Consider the following 14,871-nt stretch of genomic DNA (forward strand, 5'->3'; position numbering starts at 1 on the left):
GTAGAGGGCCGCGATGACGAAAAAAATCGCGGGCCGGCTAGCCGGTCTCGTCTCAATTGCCCCAGCCCTCCTGCTTTCGGGGTGCAACAACCTTGATCTGCTCGCGCCGAAAGGTCCCATCGGTGCCGCCGAGAAGTCGCTGATCGCGACCTCGACGTGGGCGATGCTGATCGTCGTGGTTCCTGTCATCTTCCTGACGCTGCTGTTCGCATGGCGCTATCGCGCATCGAACAAGTCCGCCGAATACCGTCCGAACTGGTCGCATTCGACGGCAATCGAAGTCGCCGTCTGGACGATCCCCGCGTTGATCATTCTGTTCCTCGCCGTCCTGACGTGGAAGAGCACGCATGAGCTCGACCCGTACAAGCCGCTCGAATCGAACGTGAAGCCGATCAACGTCGAAGTCGTCGCGCTCGACTGGAAGTGGCTGTTCATCTATCCGGATCTCGGCATTGCTTCCGTGAACCAGCTGGCGATTCCCGTGGGCACCCCGGTGAATTTCCGCATCACGTCGGACACGGTGATGAACTCGTTCTTCATCCCGCAACTGGGCGGCCAGATCTACGCGATGGCAGGCATGCAGACGCGTCTGCATCTGCTGGCTGAAGAACCGGGCGATTACGCCGGCACCTCGGCCAACTTCAGCGGCAAGGGCTTCTCGGATATGAAGTTCCGCACGCTCGCTGAGTCGCAACAAGACTTCGACGCATGGGTCGCGAAAGCACGCGCATCGACGGATCACCTCTCGATGGACCGCTACTACGCAGTGGCGAAGCCGGAAGAGAAGGCGTCTGTGTCGTACTTCTCGTCGGTCGATCCCAAGCTCTTCAACAACATTGTTGCCCGCTACAACAACGGTCACGTCATCGACAACATGAAGGACGTGAACTGTGCACCTAACGGGACCAAGGGGTAAGCATGTTCGGTAAATTAACCCTGGCGGACATTCCGTATCACGAGCCGATCATCGTCGTCGCCGGTATCGGGATGATTTTCGGCGCGCTGGCTGTGCTCGGCGCGATCACGTATTTCGGCAAGTGGCGTTACCTGTGGACCGAGTGGCTCACGTCGGTCGACCACAAGAAGCTCGGCGTGATGTACATCGTCGTGGCCATGATCATGCTGCTGCGCGGCTTCGCCGACGCGATCATGATGCGTACGCAGCTCGCGCTCGCGTATCACGCGCCCGGCTATCTGCCGCCGCACCACTACGATCAGATCTTCACGGCGCACGGCGTCATCATGATCTTCTTCATGGCGATGGCCTTCATGGTCGGCCTGATGAACCTGGTCGTGCCGCTGCAGATCGGCGCACGCGACGTCGCGTTCCCGTTCCTGAACTCGCTGTCGTTCTGGATGACGGCGATCAGCGCGATCCTGATTAACATCTCGCTGCTGGTCGGCGAATTCGCGCAAACGGGCTGGCTCGCGTATCCGCCGCTGTCGGAGCTGCAGTTCAGCCCGGGCGTCGGCGTCGACTACTACCTGTGGTCGCTGCAGCTCTCGGGTATCGGCACCTTGCTGACGGGCGTGAACTTCTTCGTCACGATCATCAAGATGCGCGCGCCTGGCATGACGCTGATGAAGATGCCCGTGTTCACGTGGACTGCCCTTTGCACGAACGTGCTGATCATGGCGGCGTTCCCGATCCTGACCGTCACGCTCGCGCTGCTCGGCCTGGACCGTTACCTCGGCATGCACTTCTTCACGAACGATGCCGGCGGCAACGCGATGCTGTACCTGAACCTGATCTGGGCATGGGGCCACCCTGAGGTCTACATCCTGATCCTGCCTGCGTTCGGTATCTTCTCGGAAGTCATCTCGACGTTCGCGCGCAAGCCGCTGTTCGGCTACAAGACGATGGTCTACGCGACCTGCGCGATCATGGTGCTGTCGTTCCTCGTGTGGCTGCACCACTTCTTCACGATGGGTTCGGGCGCCGACGTCAACGCGTTCTTCGGCATTGCGACGATGATCATCGCGGTCCCGACGGGCGTGAAGGTGTTCAACTGGCTGTTCACGATGTACAAGGGCCGCATCGAGTTCACGACGCCTGTGCTGTGGACGCTTGGCTTCATGGTCACGTTCACGATCGGCGGTATGACGGGCGTGATGATGGCGATTCCCGGCGCGGACTTCGTGCTGCACAACTCGCTGTTCCTGATTGCTCACTTCCACAACGTGATCATCGGCGGCGTGCTGTTCGGCTACCTCGCTGGCATGAACTACTGGTTCCCGAAGGCCTTCGGCTTCAAGCTGAACGAGAAGCTCGGCAAGGCAGCGTTCTGGTTCTGGCAGATCGGCTTCTGGGTTGCGTTCACGCCGCTGTACGTGCTCGGCTTCATGGGCATGACGCGCCGTCTGAACCACTACGACAACCCGGCATGGCATCCGTGGCTGCTCGTCGCCGAACTCGGCGCTGTGCTGGTCGCCATCGGTATCGGCTGCCAGCTGCTGCAGATCGTCGTGTCGATCCGCGATCGCAACAAGCCGGAAAACCGCGATCTGACGGGCGACCCGTGGAATGGCCGTACGCTCGAATGGGCAACGACCTCGCCGCCGCAGATCTACAACTTCGCGACCGTGCCTGTGGTGCATGAGCTGGATGCATTCCACGACATGAAGGCACGCGGCAATGTTGAAAAGCCCGTGTACCGCGACATTCACATGCCGTCGAACACGAGCGCTGGCTTCTTCATCGGCGTGTTCAGCCTGGCGCTGGGCTTCGCGTTGACGTGGCACATCTGGTGGCTGGCTATCGCGGCCTTTATCGGCGCGATCGGTACGTGGATCGCACGCAGCTTCGATAACGACACCGACTACTACATCCCGGCCGAAACCGTTCGACTGATGGAAGAACGTAACGGCGCTGGTTCGGGCGCGGCGATCGCCAAGCAACTGCCCGAAGCTGAGGAGATTGCCTGATGCTACAAAAAGCTATTGTTGCGGACCCGCATCACCACGACGCGGAACACGCACCGTCCAATTCGGTGTTCGGCTTCTGGCTGTATCTGATGACCGACTGCATTCTGTTCGCGGCGCTGTTCGCGACGTTTGCGGTGATGAGCCATCAGTTCGCGGGCGGTCCGAGCGGCAAGGATCTGTTCGAGATCCAGGGCGTGGCAATCGAAACGGCGATCCTGCTGTTCTCGAGTATCACGTACGGTTTCGCGATGCTCGGCGCGCACAAGAACAACAAGAGCACCACGTTGTTCTGGCTGGCCGTGACGTTCGTGTTGGGCGCGTCGTTCGTCGTGCTGGAAATCCGCGAGTTCTCGCATCTGATCGCGGAAGGCGCGGGTCCTGACCGCAGCGCGTTCCTGTCGGCGTTCTTCACGCTGGTCGGCACGCACGGCCTGCACGTCACGTCGGGTCTGGTGTGGATGCTGGTGATGATGGTTCAGGTCGTGCGCGCGCCCGCGCTGGGCGAACGCGAACTGCGCCGTCTGACGTGCCTGAGCCTCTTCTGGCACTTCCTGGACATCGTGTGGATCGGTGTTTTTTCGTTTGTCTATCTTGCGAGCGTGATCTAAATGAGCAGCCATTCTCACTCATCACATTCGGCGCACGGTGACGAAAGCCACGGCAGCTTCGGCAGCTACATGATCGGGTTCGTGCTGTCCGTCATCCTGACGGCAGCCGCATTCGGCGTGGTGCTGGCGGGCTGGGCAACGGGCACGCAGGCGCTCTACGCGATCGCCGGCCTCGGCCTCGTGCAGATCATCGTGCACCTGGTGTACTTCCTGCACATGAACACGTCGTCGGGTCAGCGCTGGAACGTGACCGCGTTTGCGTTCACGGTGCTGACGGCTGTTATCGTGATCGGCGGTACGCTGTGGGTCATGCATAACGTCAGCATGAACATGATGTCGCGCTAACCTTGCGTTAAGCGCGCATCCTCGCGCCGGTTGCACATGCTGTATCGTGCGGCCGGCGCGGCTTCCCTGCCCTGCTTCATCTACGCCTCATCAGCGTATCAACTGCTGATCAGTTGCGCGCCAGCATCTCCATCGGGCGGCCACGTCCCGTCACCAGACATCCCGACCTGAACGCTTCGCCCTGACTGCTTGCGGCGGCGTCGCCAAACCCTCTGCCCAGCGCATCCAGCTTCACCTGTTCGGCACCTTGCGCGCAAGCGAACGTGCTGGCCTCCCGCGCCTGCGCATGCAGCAGCGCCCGATCGGCAACCAGGTAGGCCAAGACGGCGATAACGGCGATGTGGAAAACTTTTCTCATGGGTTCGTCTCCTCGCGACTTAAGCGTACAGCGAACAACGGACGCTTAAATCTAGGGCAACCCCTGTAAGCAGCTATTGCGCCCAATCGTGTGGAAGCGCTTCCAGTGATGCTTTTTTGTGCAGCGCACTTCGCCTGCGCAGGACCACCCATCAATGTCAATGCTGACTTTCGCAATAAATAAAAAACACACTTGTGGCAGCGCAACATTATTATTTTGAGTTATCCTCGTTAACCCTGACCGTCATGCGTTTTGGTTACGCGCATGCGCAAGCTGCGCATCGTCCCGCGCCCCTCGGGGCCGTCCGTCGAAATGTCCATGTAAGGTTTTTTGATCCTTCGCCCCACGGGCGAGGGCCTGCTATTCGCGTTCAGGCGTTTCATCCAAAGAGCAAATGCACCTCCCATCAGTCCTCGACCTCCTGATCTGGGTCCCCATCGTCGCCGGTATCGTCGTGCTGCTAGGCGGCTCTGATAGCGCGCAAAGCCGCACGCGCTGGCTTGCGCTGATCGGCGCAGCCGTCAGCATCCTGCCCGTCATTCCGCTGGTAGCGGGTTTCGATTCGTCCCTGTCGACGATGCAGTTCGAGCAGCAGTCCGCGTGGCTGCCCGAGTTCGGCATCTCGTACCACCTCGGGGTCGACGGCATTTCGCTGTGGTTCACCGTGCTGACGGCCGTGACGACGCTGATCATCGTGGTCGCGTCGTGGGAATCGATCACCAGCCGCGTCGCGCAGTACTACGGCGCGTTCCTGCTGCTGTCGGGCTGCATGCAAGGCGTGTTCACGTCGCTCGACGGCATGCTGTTCTTCGTGTTTTTCGAAGCGTCGCTGATTCCGCTGTATCTGCTGATCGGCACGTGGGGCGAAAAGCGCCGCGTCTACGCGGCGGTGCGTTTCTTCTTCTTTTCGCTGGTCGGCTCGCTGGCGATGCTCGCCGCGCTGATCTACCTGTGGGCGCACTCGCACACGTTCGACATGGCTACGTGGCGCACGCTCAAGCTCGATTTCATGCCGCAGATCATGGTGTTCATCGGCTTCATCGCGGCCTTCTCGGTGAAGGTACCGATGTGGCCCGTGCACACGTGGCTGCCCGACGTCCACTCGGACGGCCCGACGGGCGCCGCCGTGCTGCTCGGCATGCTGAAGATGGGCGGCTACGGCCTGCTGCGCTTCGCGCTGCCCATCGTGCCGGATGCCTGCCACTTCTTCGCTCCGGCGATGATCGCGCTGTCGCTGGTCGCGGTGATCTACGGCAGCCTGCTCGCGCTCGCGCAGACCGACATGCGCAAGCTGCTCGCCTACTCCGCCGTCGCGCACATGGGCCTCGTCACGCTCGGCCTGTTCACGTTCGACCGCATGGGCACGGAAGGCGCTGTCGTGCAGATGCTGTCGTACGGCATCGTGTCGGGCGCCATGCTGCTGTGCACGGGCATGCTGTTCGACCGCACGAAGAACGGCTCGATCGACGCCTACGGCGGCGTTGCGAACTCGATGCCGAAGCTCGCTACGTTCGCGATGCTGTTCTCGATGGCGAACGTCGGCCTGCCGGGCACGTCGGGTTTCGTCGGTGAGTTTCTGGTGCTGATGGGCGCGATCCGCTTCAACTTCTGGGTTGGCGCGACGGCTGCGCTGACGCTGATCCTGAGCGCCGCGTACACGCTGTGGATGTACAAGCGCGTGATGTTCGGCGCGATCAAGAACACGCGCGTCTCGAGCCTGCGCGATCTGGGCCGCCGCGAGTTCGTGCTGCTCGGCGCGATGGCCGTGCTGGTGCTCGCCATCGGCGTGCGTCCGAAGACGTTCACCGACGCAATCGGCCCGGCAACGGAAAACCTCGTCGCGCAAGCACAAGGCTCCGCGCTGCCGACGGACACGGGCGTCGCGTCGAACAACCGTGCGCCGGCTGCTTCACCCCGTATGCCGGGCTGATCGGCTTCGACAGCCAGCATTCGACGGGCGTCCATTGGACGCCCGTTTTCATTTGCGTTGGCGCATTTGCGTTGAAGCAATGAAAAACGGCCTCGCATCGCTGCGAGGCCGTTTGGACATCAGGCTTGCAAATCCGCGCTTAACTGCCGCGCTTCTCCATAAAGCCACCGAAGAACGCGCGCGCATTCGCTTCGAGGCTCTCCAGGTGATAGCCGCCTTCCTGCACGATCACGGACGGTAGGCGCAACGCGCCAATCGCTTCACCGAGCCGCCCAAAGCCTTCCGTCGTCACGGCCACCTGCGATTGCGGATCGTCCTTGTAGATGTCGAAGCCCAACGCAAGCACCAGCGCATCCGGTTCGAAACGCTTCAACACACGCAGCGCATCGTCGAGCTTGTCGAAGAACACCGCTTCCGACGAACCGTGCGGCATCGGTAGATTGACGTTGAAGCCGTCGCCCGAACCCGCGCCGCGCTCTTCCTCATAACCCGCGACCACGGGATAAAAATTGGTCGGATCGCCGTGAATGGAGATGTACAGCACGTCGTCGCGTCCGTAGAAAATCTCCTGCACGCCCTGGCCGTGATGCATGTCGGTGTCGAGAATCGCGACGCGCTTGAAGCGGCCTCGCAACGACTGCGCCGCAATCGCCGCATTGTTCAAATAGCAGAAACCGCCCGCCGCATCGGCGCGTGCGTGATGGCCAGGCGGCCGGCAAAGCGCATACGTCTCGCGCGCGCCCTCGTTGACGGCCGATGCTGCCGCCAACGCGCTCTGCGCCGACCAGTACGCGGCACGCCACGTATTCGCGCCGACCGGGCAACTGCCGTCGGCGAGATAACGCGCCGCCTTCGCGAGCACGCCGCGCAACGGATTCGGATCGCGCACGTAGATGTTCGACATCACTTCGTCGCCCCAATCGTCGGGCATCTGCTTCCAGTCGCGATGCGCCTCCTCGAGAAAGCGCAGATAGTTCATGTCGTGCACGGCGGCAATGGCAGCCGTGCCGTGATCGGCCGGTTCGACGACATCGAAGTCCAGCGATTTCGCCGCAGCCACGAGGCGTGCAGCGCGCTCGGGCACTTCCTGCGGCTCGCGCATTTGTCCGCGCGACAGATACGAGCGCGGATGATGCAGCAGTTGTTCGGGATGAAAAAACGTCTTCATTGCTGGTCCTTTCCTGTTACGCGTCGGCAGTCGCCATCACGCCCGCGCGCGCGAGCACCGCATTGAGCAGCACGTTCGCGCCGCGCGTGACGTCTTCAGGCAGCGCGTCTTCGGCTTCGTTGTGCGACAGGCCGCCGACACACGGAATGAACACCATCGCCGTCGGGCAATAGCGCGCGAGATGAATCGCGTCGTGACCCGCGCCGCTGACGATGCGCTCGTTCGAATAGCCGAGCGCTTCAACCGCTTGCGCCACCAGATCAACGCATGCGGTATCGAACGGCGTCGCGGGGCTGCGCCAATACGTTTCGACGCTGAGCTTCACGCCGCGCGCTTGCGCGACTCGCTCGAATGCGGTGCGCAGATCGCGCTCCATCGCATCGACCTGGCCGTCTTCGTGATGACGCAGATCGACAGTGAACGACACTTCGCCCGCAATCGTGTTGCGCGATGCGTTCCTGATCGCCACTTGTCCAATGGTCACGAGTCCACGCGGCGCATAACTTTCGACGATACGTTCCAGTTCCGCCGCCATCCGCGCGCTCGCAAAGTACGCATCCTTGCGATACGGCATCGGCGTCGTGCCCGCGTGCGCGGCCATGCCCGTCACCGTCACGTCGAGCCAGCGGATCGCCTGGCCGCCCGTCACCACGCCGATCGTCGTGCCGTTCGCTTCGAGCACGGGGCCCTGCTCGATGTGTGCTTCGAAATACGCATCGACGGCCTGGCCGTTGACGGCGCGCGCGCCGCGATAGCCGCTCTGCGTCAATGCATCCGCGAGCGTGATGCCGTCGGCGTCCTGCTTCGCAAGCGCTTCGTCGAGCGACGTGATGCCCGTGAACACCGCCGAGCCGAGCATCGCTGGCGTGAAGCGCGCGCCTTCCTCGTTGGTCCACGAGACGATTTCGATCGGCTTCTCCGTCACGATGTTCGCGTCGTTCAGCGCGCGCACGAGTTCGAGCGCCGCGAGCACACCATAGACGCCGTCGAAACGCCCGCCTTCGGGCTGCGTGTCGAGATGGCTGCCGATCAGCACGGGCGCCGCATCCTTCTGCGCGCCTTCGCGCCGCGCGAACAGATTGCCGATTTCATCGATGCTCACTGTCATGCCCGCGTCGTGGCACCATGTGGCGAACAGATCGCGGCCACGCACGTCTTCATTGGTGAGCGCGAGACGCCGCACGCCGCCCTTCGGTGTCGCGCCGATTTGCGCCATGTCCATCAGGCTTTGCCAAAGGCGCGCGCCGTCGATTTGCAACAGGTCTTTCATGAGTCTTTCCGGGTCGTTCAACGTGAGTTCGATTCAATGCGCGCCTACGGCTTCGGCCTGATCGGCATGTGTCGCACGCCGTGCGTCGAGCGCGACGATGCACACCAGCGAGATGCCCGCGAGGCACGTATAGAACACGGCGAGCGGCCACCATTGGCCCGTATAGCGATGCGCGAGCCACGTGCCGACGAGCGGCGTGAGACCGCCCGCCACCGCGCCGCACACCTGATACGCGAGCGAGATGCCCGAGTAGCGCACACGCGTCGGGAAGATGCCGCTGACGAAGCCCGCGATCACCGAGTAGAAGCTCGCCATGCAGACCACGGCAATCGCAATGCCGATCACCATCGGCACGACCGAGCCGCTTTGCACGAGCATGAACATCGGATACGGCGAGATCATCGCGAGCAAGGCGGCGATCTTCAGGAAGCGCGCGCCGCCGATGCGTTCGGCCGTCCACGCAGCGAGCGGCTGCGACACGAACTGGATGATCGCGACGGCGAACAGGCAGTCGAGAATCATCGAACGTGTCACGCCGACGTATTGCGTCGTGTACGCGATCATGAACGTGTTGGTGAAGTACACGCCCGCAATGCCGATCGTATTCGCGCCGATACACAGCAGCACGAGGCCCCATGCCGAGCTGAACACTTCGGCAATCGGCAGCTTCGCCGTGCGGTTCGATTCCTTCACACGCTGGAATTCCGGCGATTCATTCACGCCAAGACGGATCACGATCCCGACGATCAGCAGCACGGAACTCGCGAGAAACGGCAGACGCCAGCCCCAGGACATGAAGTCCGCCTTATCCATCGACGTCACCGCGCGAAACGCGATCAGCGACAGGATCAGCCCCGCCGGACTGCCGAGCTGCGCAAACGATGCGAAGAACGTGCGGCGCCCTTGCGGCGCATGTTCGCCCGCCATCAGCACCGCGCCGCCCCATTCGCCGCCGACGGCCACGCCCTGCACGACGCGCAGCAGCACCAGCAACACCGGCGCGAGCATGCCGACTTTCGAATAGTCGGGCAGCAGCCCGACACACACGGTCGCGACGCCCATCATCATCAGCGTGGTCATCAGCGCTTTCTTGCGGCCGATGCGGTCGCCGAGATGGCCGAACACGATGCCACCCAACGGTCGCGCGAAAAAGCCCACGGCAAAGGTCGCAAACGACGCCATCGTGCTGACAAAACGGTCGCTCGACGGAAAGTACAGTTCGCCGAATACGAGCGCGGCGGCCGTCGCGTAGATATAGAAGTCGTACCACTCGATCATCGTGCCGATGAACGCGGCCGTTGCGGCGCGTCCCGGCTGACGGGTGGTACTGATGGTTTGGGTCATGCTGGCTCCTGATGCACGTCTGACGTGGGTTGAACCCGTGGCCTCGCGCGCAGTGTTGGGGTGGTGTGCCGCTCTTCTCTCCGAGCGGGCGCGCGCCACGGCATGTGTCATTTATCGGCGGCCAGAAAACATTAGTCAAATTTCGAGTTATTATTCGCCGCATAAATTCAACTTATAGTTTCCTCCGATGCGCACTGAAATCGCCCGTTTTCTGAACGACCGGCTCGACTGGAATCTGCTGCGCACGTACCTCGTCATCATGCAGGAGCGCAGCCTGAGCCGCGCCGCCGCGCGCCTGCACGTCACGCAACCGGCCGTAAGCCAGGCGTTGCGACGGCTAGAGGAAACGCTGGAGCGCAAGCTGATCGACCGGCGCGGCCCGTACTTCGCGCCGACCCAGGTGGGCGAAGAGGTCTATCGCATTGCGAGCGATATCTACGGCAACATCTCGCGGCTCGAAACCGAGATCGACGACCGCACCGAGGACATCAGCGGCTCGATTCGCCTGTTGACCATCAGCCGCATCGAGTCGCCCGTGTACGACGAGTTTCTCGCGGACTTTCATCGCGCGTATCCGCGCATCGACTTGCAGATCGAAGTGATGCGTTCGTCCGACATCATCTCGTCGCTGCTGCAGAAGACAGCGACTGCAGGTCTCGGCCTGTGCCGCTCACCGCACGACAAACTGGAGATGCGCTGCTTCCTGCGGCAACGCTATGCGATTTTCTGCGGGCGTCATCACCGGCTATACGGCAAGTCGCCGTTGACGATGGAAGACCTGCTCGCCGAAAACTTCGTGTCGTTTACCAGCGACCAGATCGGCGACAGTCTTTCGCCGCTCACCGTGTTTCGTGACCAGAAGGGTTTTACGGGGCGCATCGTCGCTTCGTCGCCATCGCTCGACGAAGTGCGGAGGCTGATCTTCGCGGGCTTCGGCATCGGCTGCCTGCCCGAGCACATCGTGCGCGACGACATCGCGCAGCAGCGTCTGTGGCGCCTGCCGCCCGAAGAAGGACTCGTCGATGTCGACGTGCATCTGCTGTGGCATCGCGAGCGCAAGATGAATGCGGCGGATCTCGCGTTTCTCGACAGCATGGAGCGCTGCATGCGCCGCTATGCGCTTTCTGAGCGGCTCGGCAAATGACATCGATGTGAAGCACCCGACTGGTGCGCACACGCGCGCGCAGATCGCGATCGCGCTTCAACCTTGTGCACGCATCGCACTCAAAACCGACCAGACTCAAGTAAAGACAGCAGTGGCATGCTTATCGCTTAGTGACGTGCAGGAGCCGGTGCAGCATCCGGTTTAGCAGTCACAATCTGGCAAATGGACGACTAGGGTTCCGGTCCGCATCGATGCAAACACAAGCATTCGGTGTGCGACGCTGGTCCGAGAGTTGTCGACCTCGATGAGGTTACACGGCGGGATAAAAGCCCGGGAGAGAACGCGATGCGTCGCGCCGCTCCTGCCGTCGATAACCGTCCCTGCGAGGTCAACCTCATGCGCAAACTACGTTTTGCAGCCGCTGCCGCCGTCGCTCTCTCCCTGTGTTTTTCCACGCCCTCATTCGCTCAAGCCCGTAAGGACTTCAAGGTCTGCTGGACCATTTACGCCGGCTGGATGCCGTGGGGCTATGCGAAGACCCAGGGCATCATGTCCAAATGGGCGAAGAAGTACGGCATCAACGTCGATGTCGTGCAGTTGAACGACTACATCGAATCGATCAACCAGTACACGGCCGGCAAGTTCGACGGCTGCGCGATGACCAACATGGACGCGCTGACCATTCCCGCAACGGGCGGCGTGGACAGCACGGCATTGATCGTCAGCGATTACTCGAACGGCAACGACGGCGTGCTCATCAAGGGCGCGGGCAAGAAAGTCGCGGACCTGAAGGGCCAACCCGTCAATCTCGTCGAACTCTCCGTCTCGCACTATCTGCTTGCGCGCGCACTCGAATCGGCAGGTATGAGCGAGCGCGACATCAAGACCGTCAACACGTCCGATGCCGACATCTCCGGCGCATTCGCCACGCCCACCGTGCACAACGCCGTCACGTGGAACCCGATGCTCGCCGATCTGAAGGCGAAGCCGAACGTCACGGAAGTGTTCGATTCGAGCCGCATTCCCGGCGAGATCATGGACATGATGGTCGTCAACACGAAGACGCTGCATGACAACCCGGCACTCGGCAAGGCGTTGACGGGCGCATGGTTCGAAATCATGCAGACGATGCACGGCACGTCGCCCGACAGTCAGGCTGCGTTGACTGAGATGGCCAAGGCATCAGGCACCGATCTCGCCGGCTACAAGGCGCAACTCTCCACCACGGCACTCTTCTACACGCCGCAACAGGCGCTCGATTTCGCCACCAGCCCGAACATGCCGAAGATCATGACGCGCGTCGCGCAGTTCTCGTTCGATCACGGTTTGCTCGGCAAGGGCGCGCCGAACGCGGGCGCTGTGGGCATGGCGTTCGACAACAACGTGGTGGTCGGCAGCAAGAGCAACCTGAAGCTGCGTTTCGATCCGACCTACGTGCGCCTGGCCGCGCAAGGCAAGCTGTGAGCGCAGCTTCAATCTGAGCAGGAGAGGCCCATGCGGCTCATCAACCGACATCCTGGCCGCACCGGCAGTCTCATGCTGTTGCTGCTGCCCTTCATCGTGCTGATCGCGGTGTACTTCACCGGCTCGTCGCTGCGGCTGCAGGCGAATCCCGACGACAAGCTGCTGCCGTCCGCCACGCAGATGAAGGACGCGCTGCACGAATACGCGTTCAGCGAAGACAAGCGCACGGGCGAATACATGATGTGGGACGACACGGTGTCGAGCATGAAGCGGCTCGGCATCGGACTGGTCGCGAGCGCGGCGATTGCGCTGGTGTTCGGCATCGTGACGGGCAGCATTCCGCTCGCGGGCACGACGCTGTCGCCGTTCATCACGGTGATATCGATGATTCCACCGCTCGCGGTGCTGCCGATTCTCTTCATCGTGTTCGGTCTCGATGAGCTGTCGAAAGTCGTGCTGATCGTGATCGGCATCACGCCGATGATGATCCGCGATCTGCAACAGCGCACGCGCGAAATCCCCGAGGAACTGTGGATCAAGGCGCAAACGCTCGGCGCATCGAGCTGGACGCTGATTCTGCGGATGATCGTGCCGCAACTGCTGCCGCGTCTGTTGATTGCATTGCGTCTTGCGCTGACATCGGCGTGGCTGTTTCTGATCGCAGCGGAAGCGATCGCTTCGACGGATGGCCTCGGCTATCGCATCTTTCTCGTGCGCCGCTATCTCGCGATGGATGTGATCCTGCCGTACGTTGCGTGGATCACGCTGCTCGCGTGGCTGATCGACGCAGCGCTGCGCCGTCTCACGCAATGGGCGTTCCCCTGGTACAACGGAGGCCGCGCATGATCGAGATCCGCAATCTGTGGAAACAGTACGACGATCAGGTCGTGCTGGAGCGGCTCAATCTGCGCATCGCGGAAGGCGAGTTCTGCTCGATGGTCGGCGCGTCAGGCTGCGGCAAGTCGACGTTCCTGCGTTTGCTGCTCGGCCAGGAACGTCCGACGCGCGGTGTCATCCTGCTCGACGGCGAGCCGTTGCCACCGGAGCCGGACCCGCATCGCGGCGTGGTGTTCCAGCGCTATTCGGTGTTCCCGCATCTGACCGTGCTGCGCAACGTGATGCTCGGCCTCGAACTCCCGCATGCGCCGCTCACGGGACGGCTGTTCGGCGCGCGCCGCCGCCTCGCACGCGATGAAGCCGTCGCGATGCTCGCGCGCGTCGGCCTCGCCGATTCGCTCGACAAGTATCCGCATCAACTGTCGGGCGGCATGCAGCAACGTCTCGCACTGGCGCAGGCGCTGGTGATGAAGCCGCGCGTGCTGCTGCTCGACGAACCGTTCGGCGCGCTCGATCCCGGCATCCGCCGCGACATGCATGAACTGCTGACCGGGCTATGGCGCGAAGCGAAGCTGACGGTCTTCATGGTCACGCACGACCTGAAAGAAGGCTTCACGCTCGGCAGCCGCGTGCTCGTCTTCGACAAGGTACGCATCGATCCTCAAGCGCCGCAGGCGTACGGCGCGCGCATCACCTACGACATTCCCCTCGAACGCAACGGCGTGCGCGAAGCTCACGCGGCGATGACGATTCCGCCGCTGCTCGCCGTACCCGCATGATCGAAAGGACACAACCTATGAACGAAACATTGCTCGAAGAAACCGTGCCCGGTGGAGGACATGCATCGCTGATCGTCAAGCGCGGCCAGTTGCTGCGCATCACCGATCTGCGCGGCGGCGCAAACGTCGCGATGTTGCTCTTCAACGCCGCCGAAAAAAGCGAGCGCCTGAATCTGCCCGACACGCTCAAGTGCCAGCACACGGCGAAGCTCACCAAAGGCCATTGCCTCTACTCCGACATGGGCCGCGTGCTCGCCGCGATCGTCGCGGATACGTGCGGCTGGCACGACAGTCTCGCGGGTGTGTCGAACGCGGCCGAAGTGTTGGAGAAGTACGGGCAAGGCCGCTATCAGGAATTGCGCAACGCGTTCTACCGCAATGGCACCGACAACCTGCTCGTCGAACTCGGCAAATGGGGACTCGGCGTGTCTGATCTGCTGATGACGCTGAATCTCTTCAGCCGCGTCGATGTGACGGATGCGGGAGCGCTCAGCTTCGTCGAAGGCAATTCGAAAACGGGCGACTACATCGAGCTGTATGCGCCGATGAACACGCTCGTCGTGCTGACCGCGATCCAGCATCCGCTCGACCCGAATCCGGAATATGCGCCGAAGCCCGTGAAGCTCACACTGCACACCGCCAACAGTCAGGTCGCCGAAATCTGCCGTACGTCGTGCGATGAAAACACCCGCGGCTTCATCAACACCGAACGATTCTTTCTCTGAGCGGAACGCGCGC

14 protein-coding genes and 1 riboswitch are annotated in these 14,871 nt (G+C 62.1%); of the genes, 10 read left to right on the forward strand and 4 right to left on the reverse strand.

Going from position 1 to position 14,871, the window contains the following annotated elements; genetic code table 11:
• Positions 1-13: 13 nt before the first annotated feature.
• Genes cyoA through cyoD form a run of 4 tightly spaced genes read left to right on the forward strand, consistent with a single transcriptional unit; the run spans position 14 to position 3,878 of the window.
• Positions 14-916 carry a ubiquinol oxidase subunit II gene (cyoA, locus tag H1204_RS25970; protein WP_180722818.1) on the forward strand — a complete coding sequence of 301 codons (903 nt, stop codon included), beginning with the start codon at positions 14-16 and terminating at the stop codon, positions 914-916.
• Positions 917-918: 2 nt separating this feature from the next.
• Positions 919-2,925, forward strand: a complete 2,007-nt coding sequence (cyoB, locus tag H1204_RS25975) for a cytochrome o ubiquinol oxidase subunit I (protein WP_180731388.1) — start codon at positions 919-921, stop codon at positions 2,923-2,925.
• On the forward strand, positions 2,925-3,533 hold the full coding sequence (cyoC, locus tag H1204_RS25980; RefSeq protein WP_180731389.1) for a cytochrome o ubiquinol oxidase subunit III: 609 nt from the start codon (positions 2,925-2,927) through the stop codon (positions 3,531-3,533). The genes cyoB and cyoC overlap by 1 nt, the downstream gene beginning before the upstream one ends.
• Positions 3,534-3,878, forward strand: coding sequence for a cytochrome o ubiquinol oxidase subunit IV (gene cyoD, locus H1204_RS25985; protein WP_035999922.1), 345 nt, complete (start codon positions 3,534-3,536; stop codon positions 3,876-3,878).
• 109 nt (positions 3,879-3,987) lie between these two features.
• On the opposite strand, the gene H1204_RS25990 is transcribed toward cyoD, so the two are convergent.
• On the reverse strand, positions 3,988-4,236 hold the full coding sequence (locus H1204_RS25990; RefSeq protein WP_054932979.1) for a hypothetical protein: 249 nt from the start codon (positions 4,234-4,236) through the stop codon (positions 3,988-3,990).
• Between the two features lie 394 nt (positions 4,237-4,630).
• On the opposite strand from H1204_RS25990, the gene H1204_RS25995 reads away from it, so the two are divergent.
• Positions 4,631-6,166, forward strand: a complete 1,536-nt coding sequence (locus H1204_RS25995; protein WP_180731390.1) for an NADH-quinone oxidoreductase subunit M — start codon at positions 4,631-4,633, stop codon at positions 6,164-6,166.
• A gap of 139 nt (positions 6,167-6,305) precedes the next feature.
• Here H1204_RS25995 and H1204_RS26000 read toward each other — a convergent pair whose 3' ends face one another.
• Genes H1204_RS26000 through H1204_RS26010 form a run of 3 tightly spaced genes read right to left on the reverse strand, consistent with a single transcriptional unit; the run spans position 6,306 to position 9,948 of the window.
• Positions 6,306-7,334 (reverse strand): histone deacetylase family protein, encoded by a 1,029-nt coding sequence (locus tag H1204_RS26000; protein ID WP_180731391.1) that lies wholly within the window; start codon positions 7,332-7,334, stop codon positions 6,306-6,308.
• A gap of 16 nt (positions 7,335-7,350) precedes the next feature.
• On the reverse strand, positions 7,351-8,604 hold the full coding sequence (locus H1204_RS26005) for a Zn-dependent hydrolase (RefSeq protein ID WP_180731392.1): 1,254 nt from the start codon (positions 8,602-8,604) through the stop codon (positions 7,351-7,353).
• A 33-nt stretch (positions 8,605-8,637) separates the two neighbouring features.
• On the reverse strand, positions 8,638-9,948 hold the full coding sequence (locus H1204_RS26010) for an MFS transporter (RefSeq protein ID WP_180731393.1): 1,311 nt from the start codon (positions 9,946-9,948) through the stop codon (positions 8,638-8,640).
• Positions 9,949-10,135: 187 nt separating this feature from the next.
• On the opposite strand from H1204_RS26010, the gene H1204_RS26015 reads away from it, so the two are divergent.
• From H1204_RS26015 to H1204_RS26035, 5 genes are all read left to right on the forward strand, one after another.
• Positions 10,136-11,092 carry a LysR family transcriptional regulator gene (locus H1204_RS26015; protein ID WP_180731394.1) on the forward strand — a complete coding sequence of 319 codons (957 nt, stop codon included), beginning with the start codon at positions 10,136-10,138 and terminating at the stop codon, positions 11,090-11,092.
• 180 nt (positions 11,093-11,272) lie between these two features.
• Positions 11,273-11,392: riboswitch (guanidine-I (ykkC/yxkD leader) on the forward strand.
• Positions 11,393-11,449: 57 nt separating this feature from the next.
• On the forward strand, positions 11,450-12,517 hold the full coding sequence (locus H1204_RS26020) for a putative urea ABC transporter substrate-binding protein (RefSeq protein WP_035999903.1): 1,068 nt from the start codon (positions 11,450-11,452) through the stop codon (positions 12,515-12,517).
• Between the two features lie 30 nt (positions 12,518-12,547).
• The gene (locus H1204_RS26025) at positions 12,548-13,363 is read left to right on the forward strand and encodes an ABC transporter permease subunit (RefSeq protein ID WP_180731395.1); all 816 of its coding nucleotides are present in this window, start codon (positions 12,548-12,550) and stop codon (positions 13,361-13,363) included.
• Positions 13,360-14,133 carry an ABC transporter ATP-binding protein gene (locus H1204_RS26030; protein ID WP_180731396.1) on the forward strand — a complete coding sequence of 258 codons (774 nt, stop codon included), beginning with the start codon at positions 13,360-13,362 and terminating at the stop codon, positions 14,131-14,133. The genes H1204_RS26025 and H1204_RS26030 overlap by 4 nt, the downstream gene beginning before the upstream one ends.
• A gap of 17 nt (positions 14,134-14,150) precedes the next feature.
• The gene (locus H1204_RS26035; protein WP_180731397.1) at positions 14,151-14,858 is read left to right on the forward strand and encodes an urea amidolyase associated protein UAAP1; all 708 of its coding nucleotides are present in this window, start codon (positions 14,151-14,153) and stop codon (positions 14,856-14,858) included.
• The last annotated feature ends 13 nt before the right edge of the window (positions 14,859-14,871 follow it).

The organism is Paraburkholderia sp. PGU19 (genome assembly GCF_013426915.1).
In the GTDB taxonomy this organism is placed as follows: domain Bacteria; phylum Pseudomonadota; class Gammaproteobacteria; order Burkholderiales; family Burkholderiaceae; genus Paraburkholderia.